The sequence below is a fragment of the Buttiauxella izardii genome (assembly GCF_003601925.1).
Classification (GTDB): Bacteria; Pseudomonadota; Gammaproteobacteria; order Enterobacterales; family Enterobacteriaceae; genus Buttiauxella; species Buttiauxella izardii.
In genome coordinates, this window is record NZ_QZWH01000022.1 from 145808 (window position 1) to 172234 (window position 26427).

Below are 26427 nucleotides of genomic sequence, written 5' to 3' on the forward strand. Positions count from 1 at the left end.
CTATTGATGACCATTTTGAACGAAGATGATGTGCTTGAAAGGCTTGAAGCGCAAAGTGATCTGCCCTCGTTTATGCGGGTGGCTCACGATATTTTGCTTTCCGGTATCAGGCAATTTCTGCCTTCGTTATTTGTCGATAATGATGAAGAAATAGTCGAGTACGCTGTTAAGCCTTTGCTTGCCAGAAGCGGGCCGCTTGATGATATCGACGTTGCGCTGCGCCTGATCTACGCCTTGGGGAAAATGGATAAATGGCTGTATGCCGATATTACCTGTTTTACTCAGTTTTGCGATTTCGTGCAGCACAGCAAAGAGGCTGTTCATTTTCATGATGATGTCACTTACGATTTTATCGCGAACCTTAATTCGATCACTCAAAATGCGACGCTCTTTAATGCGATAAAAAGCATGAAGTATTCGGACTTCTCTATATATTCCGAAGCGCGTTATGGCAGCTTAGTTAAAACAGCGTTATCTCTGGCGGTGACTTCATTATTGAAGGAGCTAGTCTGGTGAATGTCACATTAACAATTAATGGTTTAGAAACTCATGCCAGCTTTAATAACGATGAAGTCGAGTCGTTACATAAACCGCTTTTAAAGCAGCTTGCCGAAAAGCAAAAGCAATTACACAGGCGACTGGTGGTGTTTTTAGCCGCACCGCCCGGAACCGGTAAGTCCACGCTGGTGGCCTTTTGGGAACACCTCTGCCAACAAGATTCGACACTGCCTGCAATTCAGGCTTTGCCGATGGATGGTTTTCATCACTACAACGAGTATTTGCTGGCGAATAACCTGAAACAGCATAAAGGTGCGCCGCAGACTTTTAACGTGAAGAAGTTGGCGTTGGCGCTGCAAGATTTGCATAAACCCGAAAGCCACTGGCCGCAGTACTGCCGTAATCTGCACGATCCGGTTGAAAACGCGATTGCCGTGCAAGCACCTGTGGTGGTGGTTGAAGGAAACTGGCTGCTGCTCAATCAGCCCGAATGGCAAGCGCTGCGCGAACTTTGCGATTACTCCGTCTTTATCTCCGCCGCGCCTGAAATGCTTTCAGAGCGTTTGATTCGCCGGAAAATGCGCGGTGGTTTAAGCCGCCAACAAGCCGAAGCATTTTTCCAGGCGACTGACGGGCCGAATGTGCGGTGTGTGCTGGAAAACAGCCAACCCGCCGATATGTTGTTACGCATGGACGAGCAGGGTGGCTACCATCTATCTTGATTTCAACTGGTTATTATTCGTACTGAGCGCATTTGTCGTTGCAGTTATTCCATCGAAAATGTGACCTGTGTCAGAAGATCGGTTGCCTGTACGGGGGTAACGTTCCATTTATTCCGCTTATCCCTTAATATGGCTGAAGCGTTTCAGTCGAATGAATGTTCGACAATTAAGCAAACAATTGCAGTTTCTATAGTGCGAGGATTCCCCTCAGACGGTTGCTGGATTACTCTGTCAGCCACTTAGTTCCAGGGATTCTGGCAGGAGAGATATGACCGTTCGCATAGCAATTAATGGCTTCGGTCGCATTGGGCGCAACGTGGTACGTGCATTGTACGAATCAGGTCGCCGTGCGGAAATTACCGTCGTAGCAATCAATGAACTGGCTGATGCTGCGGGTATGGCGCATCTGTTGAAATACGACACCAGCCATGGTCGCTTCGCCTGGGACGTGCGTCAGGAACGCAGCCAGTTATGGGTAGGTGATGACACCATCCGCATTTTGCACGAACCGGAAATCGAAAATTTACCGTGGCGTGAACTGGGCGTTGATGTGGTGCTCGATTGTACCGGCGTGTTTGGCTCCCGTGCAGACGGTGAAGCGCATCTGGCAGCCGGTGCCAAAAAAGTCCTCTTCTCCCATCCAGGCGGTAACGACCTCGACGCCACCGTAGTTTTCGGTGTGAATCATGAAAGTGTGGTGGCTGAACATCGCATTGTTTCCAATGCTTCCTGCACCACAAACTGCATTATTCCTATTATCAAATTGCTTGATGATGCCTATGGTATTGAGTGGGGCACCGTGACCACTATTCACTCTGCCATGCATGATCAACAAGTTATCGACGCCTATCACCCGGACTTGCGCCGCACCCGTGCCGCCAGCCAGTCCATTATTCCTGTTGATACGCGTCTTGCTGCTGGTATCGCACGTATTTTCCCGCAATTTGACGATTGTTTTGAAGCGATTGCGGTACGTGTTCCAACCATCAACGTCACCGCAATCGATTTAAGCGTGACGGTGAAAAATGCAGTTAATGCTAATGAAGTCAACAAGTTGCTGCAAAAAGCAGCGCGAGATTCATTTCATGGTATAGTTGACTATACGGAATTACCGTTGGTCTCGACTGATTTTAACCACGATCCGCACAGTGCCATTGTTGACGGCACACAAACCCGGGTCAGTGGGCAACATCTGATTAAAACTCTAGTCTGGTGTGATAACGAATGGGGCTTTGCTAACCGAATGCTCGACACGACGTTAGTCATGGCCGCAAGTGGTTTCAGGTAAGGCGCATACAGCGTCCGCAAAACTTTAAGAATCAACGAGAGGATTCACCATGTCTGTAATTAAGATGACCGATCTGGATCTGGCTGGAAAGCGTGTTCTGATCCGTGCAGATTTGAACGTACCAGTTAAAGAAGGGAAAGTGACATCTGACGCACGTATCCGTGCATCTTTGCCTACTATCGAACTGGCCCTGAAGCAAGGCGCTAAAGTGATGGTAACTTCTCACCTGGGTCGTCCGACTGAAGGCGAGTACAACGAAGAATTCTCTCTGCTGCCGGTTGTTAACTACCTGAAAGACAAACTGTCTGCTCCGGTTCGCCTGGCTAAAGATTACCTCGACGGCGTTGAAGTGGCTGCGGGTGAACTGGTTGTTCTGGAAAACGTTCGCTTTAACAAAGGCGAAAAGAAAGACGACGAAACCCTGTCTAAGAAATACGCTGCTCTGTGTGACGTATTCGTAATGGACGCTTTCGGTACTGCGCACCGCGCACAGGCTTCTACTCATGGCGTTGGCAAATTTGCAGACATCGCTTGTGCAGGCCCGCTGCTGGCTGAAGAGCTGAGCGCACTGGGTAAAGCACTGAAAGAACCTGCTCGCCCAATGGTTGCTATCGTTGGCGGTTCTAAAGTTTCTACCAAACTGACCGTTCTGGATTCCCTGTCCAAAATCGCTGACCAGCTGATTGTTGGCGGTGGTATCGCGAACACCTTCGTTGCTGCACAAGGCCACAACGTCGGTAAATCCCTGTACGAAGCAGACCTGGTTGATGAAGCTAAACGCCTGCTGACTATCTGTGATATCCCAGTTCCTGCTGACGTTCGCGTAGCAACTGAGTTCTCTGAGTCTGCAACTGCAACTCTGAAATCAGTTAACGACGTGAAATCTGACGAGCAAATCCTGGATATCGGTGATGCTTCTGCAGCACAACTGGCTGAAATCCTGAAGAATGCAAAAACGATTCTTTGGAACGGCCCGGTTGGCGTGTTCGAATTCCCGAACTTCCGTAAAGGGACTGAAATCGTTGCTAACGCAATCGCAGATAGCGAAGCATTCTCTATCGCAGGCGGCGGTGACACTCTGGCAGCAATCGACCTGTTCGGTATTGCTGACAAGATCTCCTACATCTCCACTGGTGGCGGCGCATTCCTCGAATTCGTGGAAGGCAAAGTTCTGCCAGCAGTAGCGATGCTCGAAGAGCGCGCTAAGAAGTAATGATTCCGGGCAGGTTTAACCTGCCCGTTGATTTTCTGCCGCTGTAAAATATTAGGTGGCACAAACGTTTTTTCTAACGGCCGACGATACAGGACGACAAACATGTCTAAGATTTTTGATTTCGTAAAACCAGGTGTTATCACCGGTGATGACGTACAGAAAGTTTTCCAGATTGCAAAAGAGAACAACTTTGCTCTGCCAGCAGTTAACTGCGTAGGCACCGATTCTATCAACGCCGTTCTGGAAACTGCTGCGAAAGTTAAAGCTCCAGTTATCGTTCAGTTCTCTAACGGTGGCGCTGCGTTCATCGCAGGTAAAGGCGTTAAAACTGACGTTCCTCAGGGTGCTGCAATCCTGGGCGCAATCTCTGGCGCACACCACGTTCACCAGATGGCTGAACACTACGGCGTGCCAGTTATTCTGCACACTGACCACTGCGCTAAAAAACTGCTGCCATGGATCGACGGTCTGTTGGACGCGGGCGAAAAACACTTCGCTGCAACTGGCAAGCCACTGTTCTCTTCTCACATGATTGACCTGTCAGAAGAATCTCTGGAAGAAAACATCGAGATCAGCTCTAAGTATCTGGCTCGCATGTCCAAAATGGGCATGACTCTGGAAATCGAACTGGGTTGCACCGGCGGCGAAGAAGATGGCGTAGATAACAGCCATATGGACGCATCTGCTCTGTACACTCAGCCAGAAGACGTTGATTACGCTTACACTGAGCTGAGCAAAATCAGCCCACGTTTCACCATCGCGGCTTCTTTCGGTAACGTGCACGGCGTTTACAAACCAGGTAACGTGGTTCTGACCCCGACTATCCTGCGCGATTCTCAGGATTATGTCTCTAAGAAACACAACCTGCCGCACAACTCTCTGAACTTCGTATTCCACGGCGGTTCCGGTTCTACAGCTCAAGAAATCAAAGATTCCGTGAGCTACGGTGTTATCAAAATGAACATCGATACCGATACCCAGTGGGCGACTTGGGAAGGCATTCTGAGCTACTACAAAGCGAACGAAGCTTACCTGCAAGGTCAGTTGGGCAACCCGAAAGGCGAAGACCAGCCGAACAAGAAATACTACGATCCACGCGTATGGCTGCGTTCTGCACAGACTTCAATGATTACTCGTCTGGAGCAGGCTTTCAAAGAACTGAACGCAGTAGACGTTCTGTAATTTGAAGCGCTAAATGCTTGAATCAAGCCCGCCTCGTGCGGGCTTTTTTGTACCTTAAATAAAATTTAAATATCAATCCGAGCTTAAAAATTCAGCATATTGCTTTTAAATAAATTGAACGCAGAAAGAATATTTCTGATGCGAGTACTTTCTGAACGCCATTTATTTCGGCAATTTTATGAGATTATTTTAGTTTTATTATAAGTACCTATAAAAGTGGGAGTTATTTGTACAGATACGATTTTATTATCACCATAACTTTATTTTATTACTCCAGCTAAGGTTGACCTTAGTCATGTAAAAGGCAAATGGTGAATATTTAACACATTGATTTTAAAGAGTTAAAATTGTTTGTTTGCTTTGCGTACGATTAACGCGCTGGTAATTGTGAGTCACTGCACACTACAACTCATGCATAATTCGATATGATCTGCTGCATGGAACGTTTATAGGCGCAGATTAGAATGGACAATAATACCTTACCTAAAACACAGCATCTGCTTGTCTTTCAGGAAGTGGTGAGAAGTGGATCATTTGGTTCTGCGGCTAAACAACTGAGCCTGACCCAACCTGCTGTCAGTAAAATTATAAGCGAAATGGAAACCTATTTTGGTCTTGAGCTTATTATCAGAAAAAATACCGGCGTTAAATTAACTGAAGCAGGAAAAGTCTTGCTGACTCACGCTGAAACTATCACGCGTGAATTACGCAATATGTGTAGTGAAATGAATCGGATGGTCGGTAACAGCGTAGTGGATGTGTCGTTTGGCTACCCTTCGCTTATCGGTTTCACTTTTTTACCCGGCATGATGAAAGAGTTTAAAGAGCTTTTCCCACAGGCGCAGGTTTCGATGTTTGAAGCCCAACTTTCCTCTTTCTTGCCTGCTATCCGCGATGGCCGTCTGGATTTTGCGATTGGCACCTTGAGCGATGAAATGTTGCTGCAAGATTTGCACATTGAGCCATTGTTCGAGTCGGAATTTGTGTTGGTTGCCAACCGAACGCGGGTAGTGAAAGGCACAACCACGCTTAGCGCCTTAAGCCATGAGCAATGGGTTTTGCCACAAACGGAAATGGGATATTACAGCGAGCTTCTGACCACACTGCAAAAGAACAATATTAAAAGTGAAAACATCGTAAAAACGGACTCGGTGGTGACGATTTATAATCTGGTGCTCAATGCCGGTTTCCTGACGGTTATTCCCCGCGATATGATTTCTCCATTTGGTTCTAATCAATTTATTAAAATCCCGGTTGAAGATAAATTACCTGTCGCGCGTTACGCTGCCGTCTGGTCTAAGAATTATCGAATTAACAGATCTGCTGCCACATTAGTTGAACTAGCCAAAAAACATTCATTACGAATCCAGTTTCAAGCCAATAAATTAACTGAAGTTGCTTAGCTAATATAAGTAGCTCGTAAAACATTCTTCATTCAAGTGGTGATTTAAATAATTAATCACCCGGTAAATTATTCTTGCTTTTAAAGCTGAGGTCAACATGCATATCGATTATGAACTTCCTGTTACTATTATTGATGTTCTTGATGCGAAAAAAAGACTGTCTGGATATATCTATAAAACGGGGATGCCTCGTTCAAATTATCTCAGCGAATGCTGCAAGGGCGAGATATTTTTAAAATTCGAAAACATGCAGCGTACCGGCTCATTTAAAATTCGTGGCGCATTTAATAAACTCAGTTCGCTTACCGAAGAAGAAAGAAAAAAAGGCGTCGTGGCTTGTTCTGCGGGGAACCATGCGCAGGGCGTTTCGCTCTCCTGTGCCATCCTGGGAATTGACGGCAAGGTGGTGATGCCGAATGGTGCACCGAAGTCCAAAGTCGCAGCCACTTCCGACTACTCGGCGCAGGTCGTGATGCACGGCGACAACTTCAACGATACCATCGCTAAAGTGAGCGAAATCGTGGAGATGGAAGGGCGCATCTTCATCCCGCCGTATGACGACGAAAAAGTGATCGCCGGGCAAGGGACTATCGGCCTGGAAATCCTGGAAGACTTATATGATGTCGACAACGTTATTGTGCCTATTGGCGGCGGTGGTTTAATTGCGGGTATTGCTCTGGCGATTAAATCTATCAACCCAACGATTAATATTATCGGCGTGCAGGCAGAAAACGTACACGGCATGGCAGCGTCATTTTATAAAGGCGAATTAATGGCCCACCGCACGACCGGCACTTTAGCCGACGGTTGCGATGTATCTCGCCCTGGCAGAATAACGTATGAAATCGTGAAGAAGCTGGTGACCGATATTGTATTAGTCAGTGAAGATGAAATTCGGAATAGCATGGTTGCGCTGATTCAACGAAATAAAGTCGTGACTGAAGGTGCTGGTGCTTTAGCCACCGCTGCATTATTAAGCGGAAAATTAGATCAATATATTAAAGGGCGCAAAACCGTTAGTATTATTTCCGGCGGCAATATAGATCTTTCACGAGTGTCACAAATCACCGGCTCCGCAGATCTCTAATATATTCGTCATACTTCGAGTCGCAGATGCGTTGGCTGCTCTCGTTCACCCCAGTCACTTACTTTAGTAAGCTCCTGGAGATGAACTCCTTTGCCGCCTTTCTGCAATTCGAATTATTTAGAATATAGAATCATATAAGGAACTTTATTATGAGCAATACAGATGCAACGATTATTGGCCAAAAAGCGGAATCGCAATGGCGCAAATCAGACACCACATGGACATTAGGTTTATTTGGAACCGCTATCGGCGCAGGGGTTTTATTCTTCCCAATCCGTGCAGGCTACGGCGGCTTAATTCCGATTTTGATCATGTTGTTCCTGGCATTTCCGATCGCGTTCTATTGCCACCGCGCACTGGCGCGTCTGTGCCTTTCGGGCAGCAATCCATCAGGCAACATCACGGAAACGGTAGAAGAGCATTTTGGTAAAACCGGCGGCGTGGTGATCACCTTCCTGTACTTTTTCGCCATCTGCCCGCTGCTGTGGATTTACGGCGTCACGATAACCAATACATTCATGACGTTCTGGGAAAACCAACTCCAGTTGATGCCGCTAAACCGTGGCGTGGTTGCGCTCTTCTTACTGTTGTTGATGGCGTTCGTCATCTACTTCGGCAAAGATCTGATGGTCAAAGTGATGAGCTATCTGGTGTTCCCGTTCATCGCCTGCCTGGTGCTGATTTCCGTGTCGCTGATTCCTTACTGGAACTCGGCGGTTATCGATCAGGTCAACCTCAGCGATATCTCGTTTACCGGTAGCGATGGCATTCTGGTCACTGTCTGGCTCGGCATTTCTATCATGGTTTTCTCCTTTAACTTCTCGCCAATTGTCTCCTCGTTTGTGGTTTCCAAACGCGAAGAATATGAGCAGGATTTTGGCAAGCAGTACACCGAAGACAAATGTTCCAAAATCATCTCCCGCGCCAGTATGTTGATGGTGGCGGTGGTGATGTTCTTCGCCTTTAGCTGTTTGTTCACACTTTCTCCGCAGAACATGGCCGAAGCAAAAGCGCAGAACATTCCGGTGCTTTCGTATCTGGCGAACCACTTCTCGTCCATGTCCGGGACGAAATCGACCTTCGCCACCACGCTTGAATACGGCGCATCGATTATTGCCCTGGTCGCTATCTTCAAATCCTTCTTCGGCCACTATCTCGGCACGCTCGAAGGCTTGAACGGCCTGGTGCTGAAATTCGGTTACAAAGGCGATAAAACCAAAGTCTCCAGCGGCAAACTCAACCTTATCAGCATGGTCTTTATTATGGGATCTACCTGGGTTGTGGCTTACGCAAACCCGAACATCCTTGATTTAATTGAAGCGATGGGCGCACCGATTATTGCCTCACTGCTTTGCCTGCTGCCGATGTATGCGATTCGTAAAACTCCAGCGTTGGCAAAATATAAAGGGAAAACTGAAAACATCTTTGTTACTGTAATTGGTTTGCTGACGATACTTAATATTGTCTACAAACTTGTTTAATTATTACTAAATAGCTCAGGATGAGTGAAATTTAAAATGAATAATTACCCAGTAGTATTGACGATTAACTGTGGATCTTCTTCCGTTAAGTTTTCAGTGTTAGATGCACAAACCTGTGATGTTCTTTTATCCGGGATTTGCGAAGAAATTAATACCGATAAAGCCTGTTTAACCGTCAACGATGGAGAGCCAGTTATTCTGGCTCGCCAGGATTATGAAGGCGCACTGGCGGCAATATCGAATGAATTGGAAATTCGCAATTTAAATAATAGCGTCGAATTTGTAGGGCACCGTATTGCCCATGGCGGTTCGTTATTTAGCCAGTCGGTATTAATTACCGATGAAGTTATCGAGCAAATTCGCCAGGTTTCGCCATTGGCGCCGTTACATAATTACGCCAATTTGCATGGGGTGGAATCGGCGCGGGCGCGTTTCCCTGGCGTTCCGCAGGTGGCGGTGTTTGATACCAGCTTCCATCAAACGCTGAAACCTGAAGCGTATTTATACGGTTTGCCGTATCGCTATTTTGAAGAACACGGGGTGCGTCGTTACGGGTTCCACGGCACTTCGCATCGCTACGTTTCCCAGCAGGCGAGCGAACTACCCGGTCTGGAGTCAGCAAATTCGGGGTTAGTGATTGCTCACTTAGGAAATGGCGCTTCGGTTTGCGCGGTGCAGAATGGCGAAAGCGTTGATACGTCGATGGGCATGACGCCGCTCGAAGGGCTGATTATGGGCACGCGCTGCGGCGATGTGGATTTCGGCGCTATGGCCTGGCTTGCCCGCCAGACCGGGCAATCGCTGGATGACCTGGAACAGGTCGCTAATAAAGAGTCCGGGTTATTAGGCCTTTCAGGTTTATCATCAGATTTACGCACACTGGAAAAAGCCTGGCACGAAGGTAATGAACGGGCGCAATTGGCGATTAAAACCTTTGTTCATCGAATCGCCCGAACCATTGGCGCACATGCCGCGGCATTAGAAAGTTTTAATGGCATTATTTTTACCGGTGGTATTGGTGAAAACTCCATTCTTATTCGCCGACTGGTTTCAGAACGGTTACGGGTATTTGGGATTGAGCTGGATACTGAAAGAAATAATCAGCCTAACCGAATCGGGCAGCGAATTATTTCCAGCGATAATTCAGCAATTATTTGCGCCGTTATTCCCACTAACGAAGAGAAAATGATTGCACTTGATGCCCTGCAATTAGGTCAATCATGCCGCCTCGCAGAATATGCCTGAATTAATAATATGCTTTAAAGGAATGAAGTAATGAAAGTAGATATTAATCTTACCAGTGATAATTATTCTCAAGCCTGGCAGCAATTCTCGGGCGACGAATGGAAAACAAGTATTAATGTGCGGGATTTTATCCAGCATAACTACACCCCTTACGAAGGCGATGAATCATTTTTAGCGGGAGCCACTGCGGCGACGACGGCGCTGTGGGAAAAGGTGATGGACGGCATTCGCATCGAAAACGCCACCCATGCGCCAGTTGATTTCGACACCAATATTGCGACGACGATTACCGCGCACGCGCCGGGATATATTCTCGAAGAGCATGAAAAGATTGTCGGCCTGCAAACCGATAAACCGCTAAAGCGCGCGCTGCATCCCTACGGCGGCATCAACATGATCAAAAGCTCATTTGAAGCCTATGGTCGTGAAATGGATGCGGACTTTGAATACCAGTTTACGTCGCTGCGCAAAACCCATAATCAGGGCGTGTTTGACGTTTACTCGCCGGATATTCTGCGTTGCCGCAAATCGGGCGTATTAACCGGTTTACCGGACGGCTACGGGCGCGGGCGCATTATTGGCGACTATCGCCGGGTGGCGCTGTACGGCATTGCGTATCTGGTACGGGAACGCGAATTGCAGTTTGCCGATTTACAGGGGCAACTGGAACGCGGTGAAAACCTCGAAGCGGTGATTCGCCTGCGCGAAGAGCTTTCTGAACACCGCCGGGCGCTGCTGCAAATCCAGGAGATGGCTGAGAAATACGGGTTTGATATTTCTCGCCCGGCGCGTAATGCGCAAGAAGCGTTGCAGTGGCTTTACTTTGCCTATCTGGCGGCGGTGAAATCGCAAAACGGCGGGGCGATGTCTCTCGGGCGTACCACGTCGTTTATCGACATTTATATCGAGCGCGATTTAAAAGCGGGGCTGCTGACAGAGCTTGAGGCGCAAGAGTTAGTCGATCACTTCATTATGAAGATCCGCATGGTGCGTTTCCTGCGCACGCCGGAATTCGATTCGCTATTTTCCGGTGACCCAATTTGGGCAACCGAAGTGATCGGCGGTATGGGTTTAGACGGGCGCACGCTGGTGACCAAAAACGCCTATCGCTACCTGAACACGCTTTACACCATGGGGCCAGCGCCGGAACCGAATCTGACTATTCTGTGGTCGGAAACGTTGCCGAAACCTTTCAAAGTGTATGCGGCAAAAGTTTCCATCGAAACATCATCGCTGCAATATGAAAACGACGACCTGATGCGCTGCGATTTCGACAGCGACGACTACGCGATTGCCTGCTGCGTCAGCCCGATGGTGATCGGCAAACAAATGCAGTTCTTTGGTGCACGCGCCAACCTCGCCAAAACGCTGCTGTATTGCATCAATGGTGGGATGGACGAAAAGCTGAAAATCCAGGTCGGGCCAAAAATGCCGATGCTGCTGGATGACGTGCTGGACTATGAAAAAGTGATGAGCAGTCTGGATCACTTTATGGACTGGCTGGCGGCGCAGTACGTCACGGCACTCAATCTCATTCATTACATGCACGACAAATACAGCTACGAAGCCTCGCTGATGGCGCTGCACGACCGCGACGTTTATCGCACCATGGCGTGTGGGATCGCCGGGTTATCCGTGGCGGTGGATTCACTTTCTGCGATCAAGTACGCGAAAGTGAAACCGGTGCGCGACCAAACCGGGCTGGCGGTCGATTTCGTGATTGAAGGCGAGTATCCGCAATACGGCAATAATGACGATCGTGTTGACGTGATCGCCTGTGATTTGGTTGAGCGCTTTATGAAGAAGATCCAGGCGTTGCCAACTTATCGCAACGCGGTGCCGACGCAGTCGATCCTGACGATCACTTCCAATGTGGTGTACGGGCAAAAAACCGGGAACACGCCGGATGGCCGTCGCGCAGGAATGCCATTTGCGCCGGGTGCGAATCCGATGCACGGACGCGATCGCAAAGGTGCCGTCGCTTCATTAACGTCGGTTGCCAAACTGCCGTTCAGCTACGCGAAAGACGGGATTTCTTACACCTTCTCGATTGTCCCTGCGGCGCTGGGAAAAGACGACGCGGTGCGCCAGTTAAACCTGGTCGGTTTGCTGGATGGCTATTTCCATCACGATGTGCGAACCGAAGGCGGGCAGCATTTGAACGTGAACGTCATGAACCGGGAAATGTTGCTGGATGCGGTCGAACATCCGGAAAATTACCCGACGTTGACCATTCGCGTTTCCGGTTATGCGGTGCGCTTTAATGCACTCACGCGTGAGCAGCAGCAAGATGTGATCTCGCGTACCTTTACGCATTCAATTTAACCGCAAATTTCCGCCCCCCTCTCAAACCCGCTACGGCGGGTTTTTCATTGTTTTCTTGCTCATTTTTGTGACTAACTTGGCACATTCGCTTGTTTTGTTTACCCTTTAAAGTCTCTGTTGTGCCTTCGGGGTGCAGAATTTCAGTAATGACAAGGAACCGTGAATGGAAGATCTCAACGTAGTAGACAGTATTAATAATGCCGGAGGCTGGCTGGTGCGCAACCAGGCGTTACTGCTGAGCTATGCGGTCAACATTGTGGCGGCGATTGCGATTATCATCGTCGGGATGATTGTGGCTCGTATCGTGTCCAATGCCATTAACCGTGTGATGGTTGCGCGTAATATCGACGCCACTGTCGCTGATTTTCTCTCTGCACTGGTGCGTTACGGCATCATCGCGTTCACCCTGATTGCCGCGCTGGGGCGCGTTGGCGTACAGACTGCATCTGTCATCGCCGTGCTGGGTGCCGCCGGTTTAGCCATCGGCCTGGCATTGCAAGGTTCGCTTTCCAACCTGGCGGCTGGCGTATTGTTAGTGACGTTCCGTCCATTCCGTGCGGGTGAATATGTCGATCTCGGCGGGATCGCCGGAACCGTGCTGAACGTGCAGATTTTCTCCACTACATTGCGCACCGTGGACGGCAAAATCGTTGTAGTGCCCAACGGCAAAATCATCGCGGGCAATATCATTAACTTCTCCCGCGAACCGGTGCGCCGTAACGAATTTATTGTTGGCGTGGCGTACGACGCGGATATCGACCAGGTGAAGCAAATCCTGACCGACATTATTACCAGCGACGAACGTGTACTCAAAGATCGCGAAATTACCGTGCGACTCAATGAGCTGGGGCCTTCTGCGATTAATTTTGTGGTGCGTGCCTGGAGCAACAGCGGTGATTTGCAAAACGTCTATTGGGATGTGCTTGAGCGCATTAAACGCGAGTTTGATGCACAGGGAATCAGCTTCCCGTATCCGCAAATGGATGTGAATTTCAAACGCGTGAAAGAACCTGCGCAAGAGTGATTTTATGAGGCCAGCTTCGGCTGGCCTTCTCAGTATTAGTAATACTTATAAACCATTAAAATTATCCATTTCCTCTAATAATTATTCCCCATTACACTCTTCTCCAGTCGCTAAATACTGAAGAGTGAATCATCGTGTTATCTTATTTCTTTCAAGGGCTTACATTAGGCGCTGCGTTAATTCTGCCACTTGGCCCGCAAAATGCGTTTGTGCTCAACCAGGGCATTCGCCGTCAATATCATCTGATGATTGCTTCTCTTTGTGCGATTAGCGATGTGCTGCTGATTTGCGGCGGAATTTTTGGCGGCAGCGCGCTGCTGATGCAGTCGCCGTGGCTGTTGGCGATTGTCACCTGGGGTGGTGTAGCCTTTTTGCTGTGGTACGGCTGGGGCGCACTGCGCACCGCGATGAGCAGCAATGTGGAGCTGGCGTCAGCGGAAGTATTGAAGCAGGGGCGCTGGAAAATTGTCGCCACTGTACTGGCGGTAACCTGGCTTAATCCGCACGTTTATCTTGATACTTTCGTGGTGCTGGGCAGTCTCGGTGGGCAACTGGCTGATGAGCCGAAGCGTTGGTTTGCCCTCGGAACGGTGAGTGCTTCTATTCTGTGGTTTTACGGCCTGGCGTTTCTCGCCGCATGGCTTGCGCCGCGCCTGCGTACCGCAAAAGCCCAGCGCATTATCAACGGAGTTGTCGGTATTGTGATGTGGTTTATTGCCTTCCAACTGGCGGCAGATGGCGTACGCCATATCACGTCGTTAATGGGGTAATTAGCCTTAATCCGATAGACAAGTTACCATTCCAGGCTAAGCTTGCTGCCAGACGCCCGTGTAATTTGCGGGCGTAATGACAGTGGAATGTAGCATGGAGGAATTACAGTGAAGTTTAAAACCCTGGCATTAGCCGCTCTAGTGGGATTTGGTTCGGTTCCGGCAATGGCCGATGAATTACCTAATGGCCCGCATGTCGTGACATCCGGCACCGCAAGCGTGGATGCTGTTCCTGACATTGCCACACTCGCTATCGAAGTGAACGTGTCTGCCAAAGATGCGGCATCAGCCAAGAAACAGGCTGACGACCGTGTGGCGCAATACCTGACATTCTTGCAGCAAAGCGGCGTTGAGAAGAAAGACGTCAACGCGGCAAATCTGCGCACTCAACCAGAATATGAATACCTGAAAGACGGCAAAACGCAGCTGAAAGGCTACCGTGCCGTGCGTCAGGTTGATGTCACTCTGCGCAAGCTCGACAAAATGAACGAGTTGCTGGATGGGGCATTGAAAGCGGGGCTTAACGAAATTCGCTCCGTTTCTCTTGGCGTAGCCAACCCGGAACAATACAAAGACAAAGCGCGTAAAGCGGCCATCGACGATGCGACTCGCCAGGCGAAACTGTTAGCCGAAGGGTTTAGCAGCAAGCTGGGGCCAGTTTATAGCGTGCGTTACCACGTTTCTAACTATCAGCCAGCGCCAATGGTGCGGATGATGAAAGCAGACGCGGCACCGCCAGTTTCGGCCCAGGATACTTACGATCAGCAAACGATTCAGTTTGATGACCAGGTGGATGTGGTGTTTGAACTGGAACGTGCTCAGAGCGAGAAGCCTGCGCAATAAACGGTGGATGACGCCTGCGGCTTATCCACCCGACAAAACCGCAAAAATCGTAGGCCGGATAAGCGTTAGCGTCACCCGACAAAACCGCAAAACGTAGGTCGGATAAGCGTTAGCGTCATCCGACAAAACAAAAAGGCCGCTAAATGTTAGCGGCCTTTTTCTATTCAGCGTCCTGTCGTAAAACCCGATGCCCATACTCCAGCAGTGCATCGGTGACATTTCTCATCATGCGGCTTTCCGGCGCAAAACGGTGCCAGTACAGCATCCGGCGTTGCATCAGACCTGGCGTCAGGTCAATCAATTCACCGCTGTTAATCTCTCGTTCAATTTGCAGATGCGGGATCATGCAGCAGGTCGTACCCTGGCGCGCCAGTTGCACGAACGCTTCCGACGAGTTAACGATGTGGCACGGCACGCTACCCGGCGATAAATCAAAGTTCTGCTGTAAAAACGCCTGATGCATATCGTCGAGATGGTCAAACGCCACGGCGGGCGCTTTCAGCAATGCAGAACGCGTCACGCCATTCGGGAAATAACGTGCGGCAAAATCTTTTGAACCGACAAACAAATAATCCAGCGCGCCGAGTCTGTCGACCAGGCAACTTGGCAATGGCTGCGGCTGAATAGATACCGCGCCGACCACTTCGCCACGACGCAGGCGTTCTTGCGTGCGGGTTTCATCTTCAACCTGCAGATTCAGGCGAATAGGGGAGTCGGCCAGAACTGGAGCAAGGGCTGGCAGCAACCAGGTTGCCAGACTGTCGGCGTTCACCGCCAGCGACAGTAACAGCGGCGTTGAGCCGGTCTGTTCATCACCCAGCCACTCTTCCTCAAGCAGTTCAACCTGGCGCAATAACGCAAGTAATTTTTGACCTTGCTCGGTTGGACGTGGAGGAACCGTGCGCACTAACAATGGCTGGCCGAACATATTTTCCAGTTGCTTGATACGCTGTGAAACCGCGGATTGAGTAATGCAGAGCTTTTGTGCCGCGCGCTCAAATCCTCGTTCACGAATCACGGCATCCAGCGCCTGTAGCGTTCTATAGTCCGGGCGTTTCATTGTTGTTAGCTCACTCCTGTTTTGTGATTTCTGCACTGTTCCGCACTATGACATAAATTTGCAGTCGATCCAGACCAAATCCACAAAGATCGGATGAGTTCTGCCATTCCCTGGGACAACCCCGCAGCGCTTGCACTATAATGCGCGTCAGTTTTCACAGCACAGGCAAAAAACCATGACGCAGGATGAACTGAAAAAAGCAGTCGGCTGGGCAGCATTACAATACGTGGAACCAGGCACAATCGTGGGTGTGGGCACCGGCTCCACCGCCGCACATTTTATTGATGCTCTCGGGACTATCAAACATCAAATTGATGGTGCCGTTTCTAGCTCCGACGCTTCTACCGCCAAACTGAAAAGCCTTGGTATCACCGTTTACGATCTCAACGAAGTCGACTCGCTTGGCATTTATGTCGATGGTGCAGATGAGATCAACGGCCAGATGCAAATGATCAAAGGCGGCGGCGCGGCGCTGACTCGCGAAAAGATCATCGCATCCGTGGCGGAAAAGTTTATTTGTATCGCGGATGCGTCCAAACAAGTGGGCATCCTGGGTAACTTCCCGCTGCCGGTTGAAGTGATCCCAATGGCGCGTAGCTGTGTGGCGCGTGAACTGGTGAAACTGGGCGGTCGCCCGGAGTATCGTCAGGGCGTAGTGACTGACAACGGCAACATCATTCTGGATGTTTACGGCCTGAGTATCGTTGAGCCAATCGCGCTGGAAAATGCCATCAACGGCTTGCCGGGCGTGGTGACTGTCGGTCTGTTTGCCAACCGTGGCGCGGATGTGGCGCTGATCGGTACGGCTGATGGCGTGAAAACTATCACCAAATGATCTGACTGGGGCGTTTCACGCGCCCCAAATTCCGCATAAAAAATGACAAAATAATCTAACGGCAAATTTGGTGACATATGTCACATTCCTTCCAGCCGCCTGCTGTTCATTCCTGATTCTCTCTGCTACTCAGAATTTTGTGCTGCCCCATAGCGCTTATTCCTTTTTCGCTTTGCTGACTACGCAATCGTTTATATTGCCCCGCCCGTATTTTTTGATATTTTGGCAGAAGGGTGTCTTATCACACAGCACAACATCAGTTCTAAAAATAGGGTCGGGAAATGGCAAAAGTATCACTGGATAAAGACAAGATTAAATTCCTGCTGGTGGAAGGTGTACACCAGAAAGCCGTGGATAACCTCCGCGCGGCAGGCTATACCAACATCGAATACCATAAAGGCGCGCTGGACAGCGATGCCCTGAAAGAGTCGATCCGTGATGCGCATTTCATTGGTCTGCGTTCCCGTACTAACTTAACTGAAGATATTCTGTCAGCGGCTGAAAAGCTGGTGGCGGTGGGCTGTTTCTGCATCGGAACCAACCAGGTTGACCTGGACGCAGCGGCGAAACGCGGCGTGCCGGTATTCAACGCTCCATTCTCAAACACGCGTTCCGTTGCTGAACTGGTGATTGGCCAGTTGCTGCTGCTGTTGCGTGGCGTGCCAGAAGCTAACGCCAAAGCACACCGTGGCGTGTGGAACAAACTGGCGGTGGGTTCTTACGAAGCGCGTGGTAAAAAGCTCGGCATCATCGGTTACGGCCATATCGGCACTCAGTTGGGTATTCTGGCTGAAGCGCTGGGGATGCACGTTTATTTCTACGATATCGAAAACAAACTGACTCTCGGTAATGCGACCCAGGTTCAGCATCTTTCTGACTTGCTGAATATGAGCGATGTTGTCAGCCTGCACGTTCCTGAAAACGCATCGACCAAGAATATGATTGGTGTTAATGAACTGGCATTGATGAAGCCGGGCGCGCTGCTGATCAACTGCGCGCGCGGTACGGTTGTCGATATTCCAGCTTTGTGTGACGCGCTGGCGCGTAAACATCTGGCGGGTGCGGCAATCGACGTGTTCCCAACCGAGCCTGCAACCAACAGCGATCCGTTCACGTCACCGCTGTGTGAATTTGATAACGTGATCCTGACGCCGCACATCGGCGGTTCAACGCAGGAAGCGCAGGAAAACATCGGCCTGGAAGTGGCGGGCAAGCTGGCGAAATACTCCGATAACGGTTCTACGTTGTCGGCGGTGAATTTCCCGGAAGTTTCCCTGCCGCTGCACGGTGGTAGCACCAGCCGTTTGCTGCATATTCACGAAAACCGTCCGGGCATTTTGACCGCGCTGAACCAGATTTTTGCTGAGCAAGGCATCAACATCGCTGCACAGTATCTGCAAACCACGCCGCAAATGGGTTATGTGGTGATTGATGTCGATGCTGAAGAAGATGTGGCTGAAGCGGCATTGAAATCAATGAAAGCGATCCCAGGAACTATCCGCGCTCGTCTGCTTTACTAATTCTAATCGTAGGTCGGATAAGCGGCAGCGTCATCCGACAAAACTGGCGAAAACGGTGGATGACGCTTGCGCTTATCCACCCTATGAACTCATTCAAATTTGAGGAGTCTGAAAGGCTCCTCATAAGCCAGGAAGCGATTCACCATGACAAGTATGTTATTAAAATCCGGCGCTTTTATACTTCTGTTAATTCTCATCTATACCGGCGTTAGCACGGCAGACAGAATGACCTGGCTGATGGAAGTGACTCCAGTCATCATTATTGTTCCTGTGCTTTTAGCGACTTACTCGCGTTTCCCACTGACCCCGCTGCTCTATGTTTTAATCTTCCTGCACGCCATTATTTTGATGGTCGGCGGTTTGTACACCTACGCCAAAGTGCCGATTGGTTTTGATGTTCAGGCACTCTTTGGCTTAAGCCGTAACCCGTACGACAAACTCGGCCACTTTTTCCAGGGGTTAGTTCCGGCGCTGGCTGCGCGTGAGATTCTGATTCGTGGGGGCTATGTTCGCGGGCGCAAAATGGTCGCGTTTCTGGTGTGTTGCATCGCACTGGCGATAAGCGCGTTGTACGAACTTATCGAATGGGCGGCAGCGCTAGCTTTAGGGCAGGGAGCGGATGAGTTTTTAGGGACGCAGGGCGATATTTGGGACACGCAATCCGATATGTTTTGCGCACTTCTCGGCGCGCTGACCACAGTTTTAGTTCTGCAATTCTGGCACACCAGGCAATTGCTTAAACTGCCAAATTCGTGAAGGCGTGACGATAGCGGGCAAGGGAATATCCCATTGCTCGCTGGGTAACGCCGGAACGTGCTGGCAATCATGCGCCAGCCCAACCGGCCATAAACCGTGCTGCTGCCAGTTCTGCAACGTCCTGTCGTAGAAACCACCACCCATTCCCAACCGTTGCCCTTGCTCGTCAAACGCCACTAACGGCGTGATCAGCACATCCAGTTTATCCAACGGCAATACGTCGCGGACATCCAGTTTAGGTTCAAGGATTTTCAGACGATTCATCACCAGATGGCTGTTTTCTGCGTAGCGCAGAAACAACAAATTGCCTTTGCTGAAAGGATGTAAAACAGGCAGGTAAACCGTTTTCCCCGCTTTCCACAACGCGCGAATCAGTGGCGTGGTATCTAGCTCACCATCAAACGACAAAAACACCGCCACCGTTGAAGCATGCACAATAGGTTCGTAAGCCAGCATGCGTTTAGCTGCAAGTTCTGCGAATTGGTGTTGTTCAGTGGGCGTGAGTTGTCGGCGACGTTGCCGAATGTGTTGTCTGATTTCTTGCCGAAGCGATGGGATTAGCTGAGTTTTTGTCATGGGAATGACTGGTTTGGTAGAAAGAGGGAATCTCCGAGATGCCGCCGCAGGCTGTAACCCTTGAACCCTTGGTTCAAGGTGAGTGCAGCGTCAGAATCATCAGGCTTCTCGGACGGACCGAGCATGCTCACAGACTCTGGAGCACCACACTCTTGTGGTATGAAATATCGGCTCAGGGGACTGGCCCGCTTGCAAACATCTCAGAGAAATTTGGTCTTCAAAGTTACTCTACCATAGGTAACTGCGAAGTGTTATTCAAAATTTGGACCTTGTCTTTCTGTTATGCGACCTTGCTCAAGCAACGCTTGTTCGATGGTCTGCTGTAACATCCGAATACGTTCTTCCATGTTGGAAGCGTAGTCGCGGGTTTTCGATTTTTCCTGAGCCAACTCGTAGCAAATATTCAGTGCTGCGATGAAAACTAACTGCTCAGTATTTGTGACTCTAGTGCGAACTTTTAAATCTTGCAACCGCTGATCGAGCTCTTGAGCCGCAAGATTCAGTGCATCCTGTTGTTCAGGCGGACAATTCACGCGCAATGAACGACCGAAAATTTGGATATCGACTGGTTGTGCAGACATGCCACCTTCCTGCTGTTAACTCGCCTGCCTCTCGCTAAACCGTGTCTGGTCACGAAAGGGGCGTCACTATAGCTATCCCGAAATGAAGATACAAGCCCTTTTCTGGTGCCTTTGGGTCCCTGGTGGTAGCATAACATGAACTATCACTGCCAACGATGGCGAATGCGCATGTCTATACAGAACACTATGCCTGACTATGACTTAGTCGGCCAACTACTGAACCAACAAGGTGTGGGTCTTACGGCCTCGGAAATGCACGGCCTAATCAGCGGAATGCTGTGCGGCGGCAACAAAGACACCACCTGGCAACCGCTGTTGCATGACTTGACCAACGAAGGCTTAGCCTTTGGGCAAAACCTTGCCGATACCCTGCGCCAGATGCACGCTGCAACCAGTGACGCGCTGGAAGACGACGGCTTTATGTTCCAGCTTTATCTGCCTGAAGGCGACGAAGCGACGGTATTTCACCGTGCCGACGAACTGGCAGGCTGGGTAAACCACTTCCTGCTGGGACTCGGTGTCACGCAAACTAAGCTCGATAAAGTCACCGGCGAAACCGGCGAAGCTATCGACGATCTGCGTAACATCGCGCAACTGGGCTACGACGAAGACGAAGATCAAGAAGAGCTGGAAATGTCGCTCGAAGAGATTATCGAGTACGTGCGTGTTGCCGCATTGCTGTGCCACGACACCTTTACTCGCCCGGTTCCGACTGCGCCGGAAGTGCAGAAACCAACGCTACACTAATAACAATAAGCTTCAGGAGGTGTGATGAATCAGCACGAATTTCTCCGTCGCCGTCAGGCGTTGTTGGCCAAAATGGCACCGGCTAGCGCGGCGCTTATCTTTGCCGCACCCGAGGCCACTCGCAGCGCAGACAGCGAATATCCGTATCGCCAAAGTAGCGATTTCTGGTACTTCACGGGGTTCAACGAACCTGAAGCTGTATTGGTGTTGATTAAAAGCGACGAAACCCACAACCACAGCGTGCTGTTTAACCGCCTGCGCGATAAAACCGCTGAAATCTGGTTTGGTCGCCGTCTTGGGCAGGAAGCCGCTCCTGAAAAACTGGGCGTCGATCGTGCGCTGGCGTTCTCCGAAATCGGCGAGCAGTTGCACCAATTGCTGAACGGTCTGGATGTGGTCTACCACGCGCAGGGCGAATACGCTTATGCCGATACGATTGTTTTTGCCGCACTCGACAAACTTCGCCGTGGCTCGCGCCAGAATTTGACCGCACCTGTCACGCTGACTGACTGGCGTCCGTGGGTTCACGAACAGCGCTTGTTTAAGTCCGAAGAAGAAATTATCGCGATGCGCCGCGCCGGGGAAATCACCGCGCTGGCGCATACTCGAGCGATGGAAAAATGCCGTCCGGGCATGTTTGAATATCAGCTTGAAGGCGAAATCCTTCACGAATTTAACCGCCACGGCGCACGTTTCCCGTCGTACAACACGATTGTCGGCAGCGGTGAAAACGCCTGCATCCTGCATTACACCGAAAACGAGAGCCAAATGCGCGATGGCGATTTGGTGTTGATCGACGCCGGTTGTGAATATCAAGGCTACGCTGGCGATATCACGCGCACCTTCCCGGTCAACGGCAAATTTAGCGCACCGCAGCGCGAAATTTACGACATCGTTCTCGAATCACTGGAAACGGCTCTTCAGCTTTACCGCCCAGGCACTTCCATGCAGGAAGTCACCACGCAAGTCGTGCGCATTATGGTGACCGACCTGGTGAAGCTCGGCATCCTCAAGGGTGAAGTCGATAAACTGATTGCGGAAAACGCCCATCGCCCGTTCTTTATGCACGGCCTGAGCCACTGGCTGGGGCTGGATGTGCACGACGTCGGCGCGTACGGGCAGGATCGTTCTCGCCTGCTTGAGCCGGGAATGGTCATCACCGTTGAACCAGGCTTGTATATTGCGCCAGACGCAGACGTTCCTGCGCAGTATCGCGGCATCGGTATTCGCATCGAAGACGACATTCTGATCACTGCCGACGGTAACGAAAACCTGACTGCCAGCGTGGTGAAAGCGGCCGACGATATTGAAGCACTCATGGCGGCGGCGCGTCAGTCATGAGCGTGATTATTGTCGGTGGTGGTATGGCGGGCGCGACGCTTGCGCTGGCGATATCGCATCTAACCCACGGAAAACTGCCGGTTCATTTGATTGAAGCGGCTGCGCCAGAATCAGCCGCGCATCCCGGTTTTGATGCCCGCGCGATAGCCATTGCCCAGGGAACCTGCCAGCAATTAACGCGTATTGGCGTGTGGCCTGCGATTAAAGATTGCGCGACGGCGATTACCTCCGTCCATGTCAGCGACCGGGGCCATGCGGGTTTTGTGACTCTCGAAGCGCAGGATTACCAAATCCCGGCATTAGGGCAAGTCGTTGAACTGCACGATATCGGTTTGCGTTTATTCGCCCTGCTGCGCAAAGCGCCAGGCGTGACGGTACACTGCCCGCAGCGTGTCGCGTCATTCACTCGTGAGAGCGATAAAGTCAGCGTTCAACTTGATAATGGCGAGCTGATTGAAGGCAAATTGCTGGTGGCGGCAGATGGTTCGCGCTCACCGCTTGCCGCGCAGTGCGGCATCACCTGGCAGCAGCAGGATTACCAACAAGTGGCGGTGATCGCTAATATCACGACCTCGCAACCGCATAACGGGCGCGCGTTCGAGCGTTTCACCGAGCATGGCCCGCTGGCGATGTTGCCGATGTCAGACGGGCGCTGTTCGCTGGTTTGGTGCCAGCCGCGTGAAGCTCAGGCGGAAATCGCCCAGTGGAGCGACGAGAAATTCTGCAATGAGCTGCAACGCGCATTTGGCTGGCGGCTTGGGCGCATCACGCATGCCGGTGCGCGCTCGCAATATCCACTGGCGCTGACCACCGCTTCGCAGCCGGTTTCGCACCGCGTTGCGCTGGTGGGCAATGCCGCACAAACGCTGCATCCGATTGCCGGGCAAGGTTTCAACCTCGGGCTGCGCGATGTTATGTCGCTGGCGGAAGATTTAGCCGCAGCTCATGAAGCTTCACAAGATGTCGGTAGTTATGCGGTGCTGGCGCAATATCAGCAGCGCCGCTATGAAGATAAAAATGCCACCATTGGCGTGACCGATGGCTTAGTTCAGTTGTTCGCCAATCGTTGGGCTCCGCTGGTCGTGGGGCGCAATTTGGGTTTGATTGCGATGGAACATTTCACCCCGGCGCGTGATGTGCTGGCGGGGCGTACTCTCGGCTGGGTTGCGCGTTAAAACAGGTTTTTTTAAGGAGAGTCAATTTGCAAAGCGTTGATGTAGCGATTGTTGGTGGTGGCATGGTGGGACTGGCGGTTGCCTGCGGTTTGCAAGGCAGCGGCTTGCGTGTCGCGGTGCTGGAGAACCATCTTCCGCAGCCGCTGGCACCAGAATCTGCACCCGCATTACGCGTTTCGGCCATCAACGCCGCCAGCGAAAAGTTGCTGACTCACCTTGGCGCGTGGCCGAAAATTATCGCCCAACGCGCCAGTTGCTATCACGGCATGGAAGTGTGGGATCAAGACAGTTTCGGGCATATTGCTTTTGATGACAAATCCTATGGTTTCAGCCATTTGGGCCACATCATTGAAAACTCGGTTATCCATCATGCTTTGTGGCAACGCGCTGAGCAGTGCAGCGATGTAACGTTAATGGCTCCTGCGGAATTACTGCAAGTGGCCTGGGGCGAAAACGAAGCTTTTATCACGCTCAAAGACGGTGCAATGCTCACTGCGCGTCTGGTCGTTGGCGCAGATGGCGCAAATTCCTGGCTGCGTAAACAAGCCGATATCCCGCTGACATTTTGGGATTATCGCCATCACGCGCTGGTTGCCACGATTCGTACTGCTGAACCCCATCAGGCTGTGGCTCGCCAGGTGTTTCATGGCGACGGCATTCTGGCGTTCCTGCCGTTAAGTGACCCGCATTTGTGTTCGATTGTCTGGTCGTTGCCGCCGCTGGAAGCCGAGCGTTTGCAGCAGGCGAGTGCTGAAGAGTTTAACCAGGCATTATCCGTGGCATTCGATCTGCGTCTGGGTTTGTGCAGCGTGGAAAGCGAACGCCAGATATTCCCGCTGACCGGCCGTTATGCGCGCAATTTTGCCGCTCATCGCCTGGCGCTGGTGGGTGATGCCGCACACACTATCCATCCATTAGCCGGGCAGGGCGTGAACCTGGGCTTTATGGACGCCGCTGAACTGATTGACGAAGTGCGTCGCTTGCACAGCCAGGGCAAAGATATCGGGCAGTATTTGTATCTGCGCCGCTACGAACGTAGCCGCAAACATAGTGCTGCAATGATGCTTGCCAGCATGCAGGGCTTCCGTGATCTGTTTGCCGGAAGCAATCCGGCGAAGAAACTGCTGCGTGATATTGGCCTGAAACTGGCGGATACGCTGCCAGGGGTAAAACCGCAACTGGTTAAGCAGGCAATGGGCCTACACGATTTACCTGATTGGTTAAGATAACTACGTCACATTTCCCTTTCTTTTTATTGGAAAGGGAAACACCCCCCTCATTTGAAAAATTCTAATCTCACCGGTTATTTCGGATTACTTTTTCTCATCCCACGTTTTTAGCGATGTAGTGAATTTGTTTCTGAAATGGTGGTAAATGTTAGCTAACGCTAAATTCTGACGAAAACACTTCCTGTTTATGCGTAGTGTCTCGCATTTTTCCAGATGAATGCTCTGCATCATGTGCCTCCTGTTTTGGTCATAAGCTAATGCAATGACCGTTTTAGCCTTATGGTTTACTCCCTCATTCAATGGTAAGTTCAGGCAAAAGGTAACGTTTGCGTCGCTATCGGGATCGGTGGCGATGCTGGGTTTCGTCTGACGAAAAGAAAAGCGAACAGCGCTTTTCAACCAGATGGTTAAAGAGGAAAAAATGACTCAAAAGACCCCTTTGTTTGAACAGCACAATCTCTGCGGTGCGCGCATGGTGGATTTCCACGGCTGGATGATGCCATTGCACTATGGCTCGCAGATTGATGAGCACCACGCGGTGCGTAACGATGCCGGGATGTTTGATGTTTCCCACATGACTATCGTTGACCTGAAAGGTGCCCGTACTCGCGAATTCCTGCGTTACTTAGTGGCAAACGACGTTGCCAAACTTACCCAACCGGGTAAAGCCCTCTACACCGCCATGCTCAACGCTTCCGGCGGTGTTATCGATGATCTGATTATCTATTTCCAGACCGAAGATTTCTTCCGCCTGGTGGTGAACTCTGCCACCCGTGAAAAAGACCTGGCCTGGATTAATCAACACGCCGAACCGTTCTCTGTTTCTGTCACCGTGCGTGACGACCTGTCGCTGATTGCCGTTCAGGGGCCAAACGCACAGGCTAAAGCCGCGCAGTTGTTTACCGAAGAACAGCGCAAAGCCGTTGCTGGCATGAAGCCATTCTTTGGCGTTCAGGCGGGTGATTTGTTCATTGCGACGACGGGTTACACCGGAGAAGCAGGCTACGAAATCGCCATGCCAAACGAAAAAGCGGCCGAGTTTTGGGCGCAACTGGTTGAGATTGGCGTGAAGCCATGCGGCCTGGGCGCGCGCGATACCCTGCGCCTGGAATCGGGCATGAACTTATACAGCCAGGAAATGGACGAAGGCGTTTCACCGCTGGCCGCCAACATGGGCTGGACTATCGCCTGGCAGCCTGAAGACCGTGATTTCATCGGCCGTGGAGCACTCGAAGCCCAGCGCGAGAAAGGCACCGAGCAGCTTGTTGGTTTGATCATGACGGAAAAAGGCGTATTACGTAATGAGCTGCCTGTCCGTTTTACTGACGAATCCGGCAACATCCACGAGGGTGTCATTACCAGTGGAACCTTCTCGCCAACATTGGGCTACAGCATCGCGCTGGCGCGTGTTCCGGCAGGCATTGGCGAAACGGCGATTGTGCAAATCCGTAACCGCGAAATGCCGGTTAAGGTGACGAAACCCATTTTTGTTCGCGGCGGAAAAGCTGTCGCGCAGTGATTTTGAA

Annotated in this window: 24 protein-coding genes and 1 other RNA gene; 21 read left to right on the forward strand and 4 right to left on the reverse strand. The window is 50.8% G+C overall.

Annotation, left to right across the window (positions count from 1 at the left end):
• The first annotated feature begins 6 nt into the window (after positions 1-6).
• The 13 genes from D6029_RS11440 (at position 7) to D6029_RS11500 (ending at position 15081) form a co-directional block, all read left to right on the forward strand.
• Positions 7-516: an MltR family transcriptional regulator gene (locus tag D6029_RS11440; RefSeq protein WP_120064876.1), complete on the forward strand. Its 510-nt coding sequence runs from the start codon at positions 7-9 to the stop codon at positions 514-516.
• Positions 513-1220: a nucleoside/nucleotide kinase family protein gene (locus D6029_RS11445; RefSeq protein ID WP_120064877.1), complete on the forward strand. Its 708-nt coding sequence runs from the start codon at positions 513-515 to the stop codon at positions 1218-1220. The genes D6029_RS11440 and D6029_RS11445 overlap by 4 nt, the downstream gene beginning before the upstream one ends.
• A 268-nt stretch (positions 1221-1488) precedes the next feature.
• Positions 1489-2508 carry an erythrose-4-phosphate dehydrogenase gene (epd, locus tag D6029_RS11450; RefSeq protein ID WP_120064878.1) on the forward strand — a complete coding sequence of 340 codons (1020 nt, stop codon included), beginning with the start codon at positions 1489-1491 and terminating at the stop codon, positions 2506-2508.
• 49 nt (positions 2509-2557) lie between these two features.
• Positions 2558-3721, forward strand: coding sequence for a phosphoglycerate kinase (pgk, locus tag D6029_RS11455; protein ID WP_120064879.1), 1164 nt, complete (start codon positions 2558-2560; stop codon positions 3719-3721).
• A 102-nt stretch (positions 3722-3823) separates the two neighbouring features.
• On the forward strand, positions 3824-4903 hold the full coding sequence (fbaA, locus tag D6029_RS11460; protein ID WP_064560795.1) for a class II fructose-bisphosphate aldolase: 1080 nt from the start codon (positions 3824-3826) through the stop codon (positions 4901-4903).
• Between the two features lie 464 nt (positions 4904-5367).
• Complete coding sequence (gene tdcA / locus D6029_RS11465) at positions 5368-6306, forward strand: transcriptional regulator TdcA (RefSeq protein WP_120064880.1); 939 nt, start codon at positions 5368-5370, stop codon at positions 6304-6306.
• Between the two features lie 97 nt (positions 6307-6403).
• Positions 6404-7393: a bifunctional threonine ammonia-lyase/L-serine ammonia-lyase TdcB gene (tdcB, locus tag D6029_RS11470; protein ID WP_120064881.1), complete on the forward strand. Its 990-nt coding sequence runs from the start codon at positions 6404-6406 to the stop codon at positions 7391-7393.
• A gap of 149 nt (positions 7394-7542) precedes the next feature.
• Entirely contained in the window at positions 7543-8874 is a 1332-nt protein-coding gene (gene tdcC / locus D6029_RS11475) for a threonine/serine transporter TdcC (protein ID WP_120064882.1), read from the forward strand.
• Between the two features lie 36 nt (positions 8875-8910).
• The gene (gene tdcD, locus D6029_RS11480) at positions 8911-10119 is read left to right on the forward strand and encodes a propionate kinase (protein ID WP_120064883.1); all 1209 of its coding nucleotides are present in this window, start codon (positions 8911-8913) and stop codon (positions 10117-10119) included.
• Between the two features lie 30 nt (positions 10120-10149).
• On the forward strand, positions 10150-12444 hold the full coding sequence (gene pflB / locus D6029_RS11485) for a formate C-acetyltransferase (RefSeq protein WP_120064884.1): 2295 nt from the start codon (positions 10150-10152) through the stop codon (positions 12442-12444).
• Positions 12445-12607: 163 nt separating this feature from the next.
• Positions 12608-13468, forward strand: coding sequence for a small-conductance mechanosensitive channel MscS (locus D6029_RS11490; RefSeq protein ID WP_120064885.1), 861 nt, complete (start codon positions 12608-12610; stop codon positions 13466-13468).
• 134 nt (positions 13469-13602) lie between these two features.
• Positions 13603-14238 carry an arginine exporter ArgO gene (gene argO / locus D6029_RS11495; RefSeq protein ID WP_120064886.1) on the forward strand — a complete coding sequence of 212 codons (636 nt, stop codon included), beginning with the start codon at positions 13603-13605 and terminating at the stop codon, positions 14236-14238.
• Between the two features lie 108 nt (positions 14239-14346).
• On the forward strand, positions 14347-15081 hold the full coding sequence (locus tag D6029_RS11500; RefSeq protein ID WP_120064887.1) for an oxidative stress defense protein: 735 nt from the start codon (positions 14347-14349) through the stop codon (positions 15079-15081).
• A 160-nt stretch (positions 15082-15241) separates the two neighbouring features.
• Here the strand turns inward: D6029_RS11500 and argP are convergent, their stop codons facing one another.
• Positions 15242-16141 (reverse strand): DNA-binding transcriptional regulator ArgP, encoded by a 900-nt coding sequence (gene argP / locus D6029_RS11505; RefSeq protein ID WP_034498332.1) that lies wholly within the window; start codon positions 16139-16141, stop codon positions 15242-15244.
• Positions 16142-16316: 175 nt separating this feature from the next.
• Between argP and rpiA the strand changes: the two genes are divergently transcribed.
• The 3 genes from rpiA to D6029_RS11520 all read left to right on the forward strand — a co-directional run bounded on the left by rpiA (position 16317) and on the right by D6029_RS11520 (position 19252).
• Entirely contained in the window at positions 16317-16976 is a 660-nt protein-coding gene (gene rpiA, locus D6029_RS11510) for a ribose-5-phosphate isomerase RpiA (RefSeq protein WP_120064888.1), read from the forward strand.
• Between the two features lie 281 nt (positions 16977-17257).
• A complete protein-coding gene (serA, locus tag D6029_RS11515) occupies positions 17258-18496 on the forward strand; it encodes a phosphoglycerate dehydrogenase (protein ID WP_120064889.1) in 1239 nt (412 codons plus the stop codon).
• Between the two features lie 144 nt (positions 18497-18640).
• Positions 18641-19252, forward strand: coding sequence for a DUF2238 domain-containing protein (locus D6029_RS11520; protein WP_120064890.1), 612 nt, complete (start codon positions 18641-18643; stop codon positions 19250-19252).
• Here the strand turns inward: D6029_RS11520 and D6029_RS11525 are convergent.
• The 3 genes from D6029_RS11525 to zapA form a co-directional block, all read right to left on the reverse strand.
• Entirely contained in the window at positions 19199-19828 is a 630-nt protein-coding gene (locus D6029_RS11525; protein ID WP_120064891.1) for a 5-formyltetrahydrofolate cyclo-ligase, read from the reverse strand. The genes D6029_RS11520 and D6029_RS11525 overlap by 54 nt on opposite strands.
• A 26-nt stretch (positions 19829-19854) precedes the next feature.
• Positions 19855-20038, reverse strand: a non-coding RNA gene (ssrS, locus tag D6029_RS11530) — 6S RNA.
• Between the two features lie 41 nt (positions 20039-20079).
• The gene (zapA, locus tag D6029_RS11535) at positions 20080-20409 is read right to left on the reverse strand and encodes a cell division protein ZapA (protein ID WP_034498319.1); all 330 of its coding nucleotides are present in this window, start codon (positions 20407-20409) and stop codon (positions 20080-20082) included.
• Positions 20410-20577: 168 nt separating this feature from the next.
• Here zapA and D6029_RS11540 point away from each other — a divergent pair, with 168 nt between their 5' ends.
• The 5 genes from D6029_RS11540 to gcvT all read left to right on the forward strand — a co-directional run bounded on the left by D6029_RS11540 (position 20578) and on the right by gcvT (position 26420).
• Positions 20578-21156 carry a YecA/YgfB family protein gene (locus D6029_RS11540; protein ID WP_147365231.1) on the forward strand — a complete coding sequence of 193 codons (579 nt, stop codon included), beginning with the start codon at positions 20578-20580 and terminating at the stop codon, positions 21154-21156.
• A 24-nt stretch (positions 21157-21180) separates the two neighbouring features.
• Complete coding sequence (pepP, locus tag D6029_RS11545) at positions 21181-22497, forward strand: Xaa-Pro aminopeptidase (protein WP_120064893.1); 1317 nt, start codon at positions 21181-21183, stop codon at positions 22495-22497.
• Entirely contained in the window at positions 22494-23672 is a 1179-nt protein-coding gene (ubiH, locus tag D6029_RS11550; RefSeq protein WP_120064894.1) for a 2-octaprenyl-6-methoxyphenyl hydroxylase, read from the forward strand. The genes pepP and ubiH overlap by 4 nt, the downstream gene beginning before the upstream one ends.
• Positions 23673-23698: 26 nt before the next feature.
• On the forward strand, positions 23699-24901 hold the full coding sequence (gene ubiI, locus D6029_RS11555; RefSeq protein ID WP_120064895.1) for an FAD-dependent 2-octaprenylphenol hydroxylase: 1203 nt from the start codon (positions 23699-23701) through the stop codon (positions 24899-24901).
• Between the two features lie 421 nt (positions 24902-25322).
• Positions 25323-26420 (forward strand): glycine cleavage system aminomethyltransferase GcvT, encoded by a 1098-nt coding sequence (gene gcvT / locus D6029_RS11565; RefSeq protein ID WP_120064939.1) that lies wholly within the window; start codon positions 25323-25325, stop codon positions 26418-26420.
• Positions 26421-26427 lie beyond the last annotated feature (7 nt).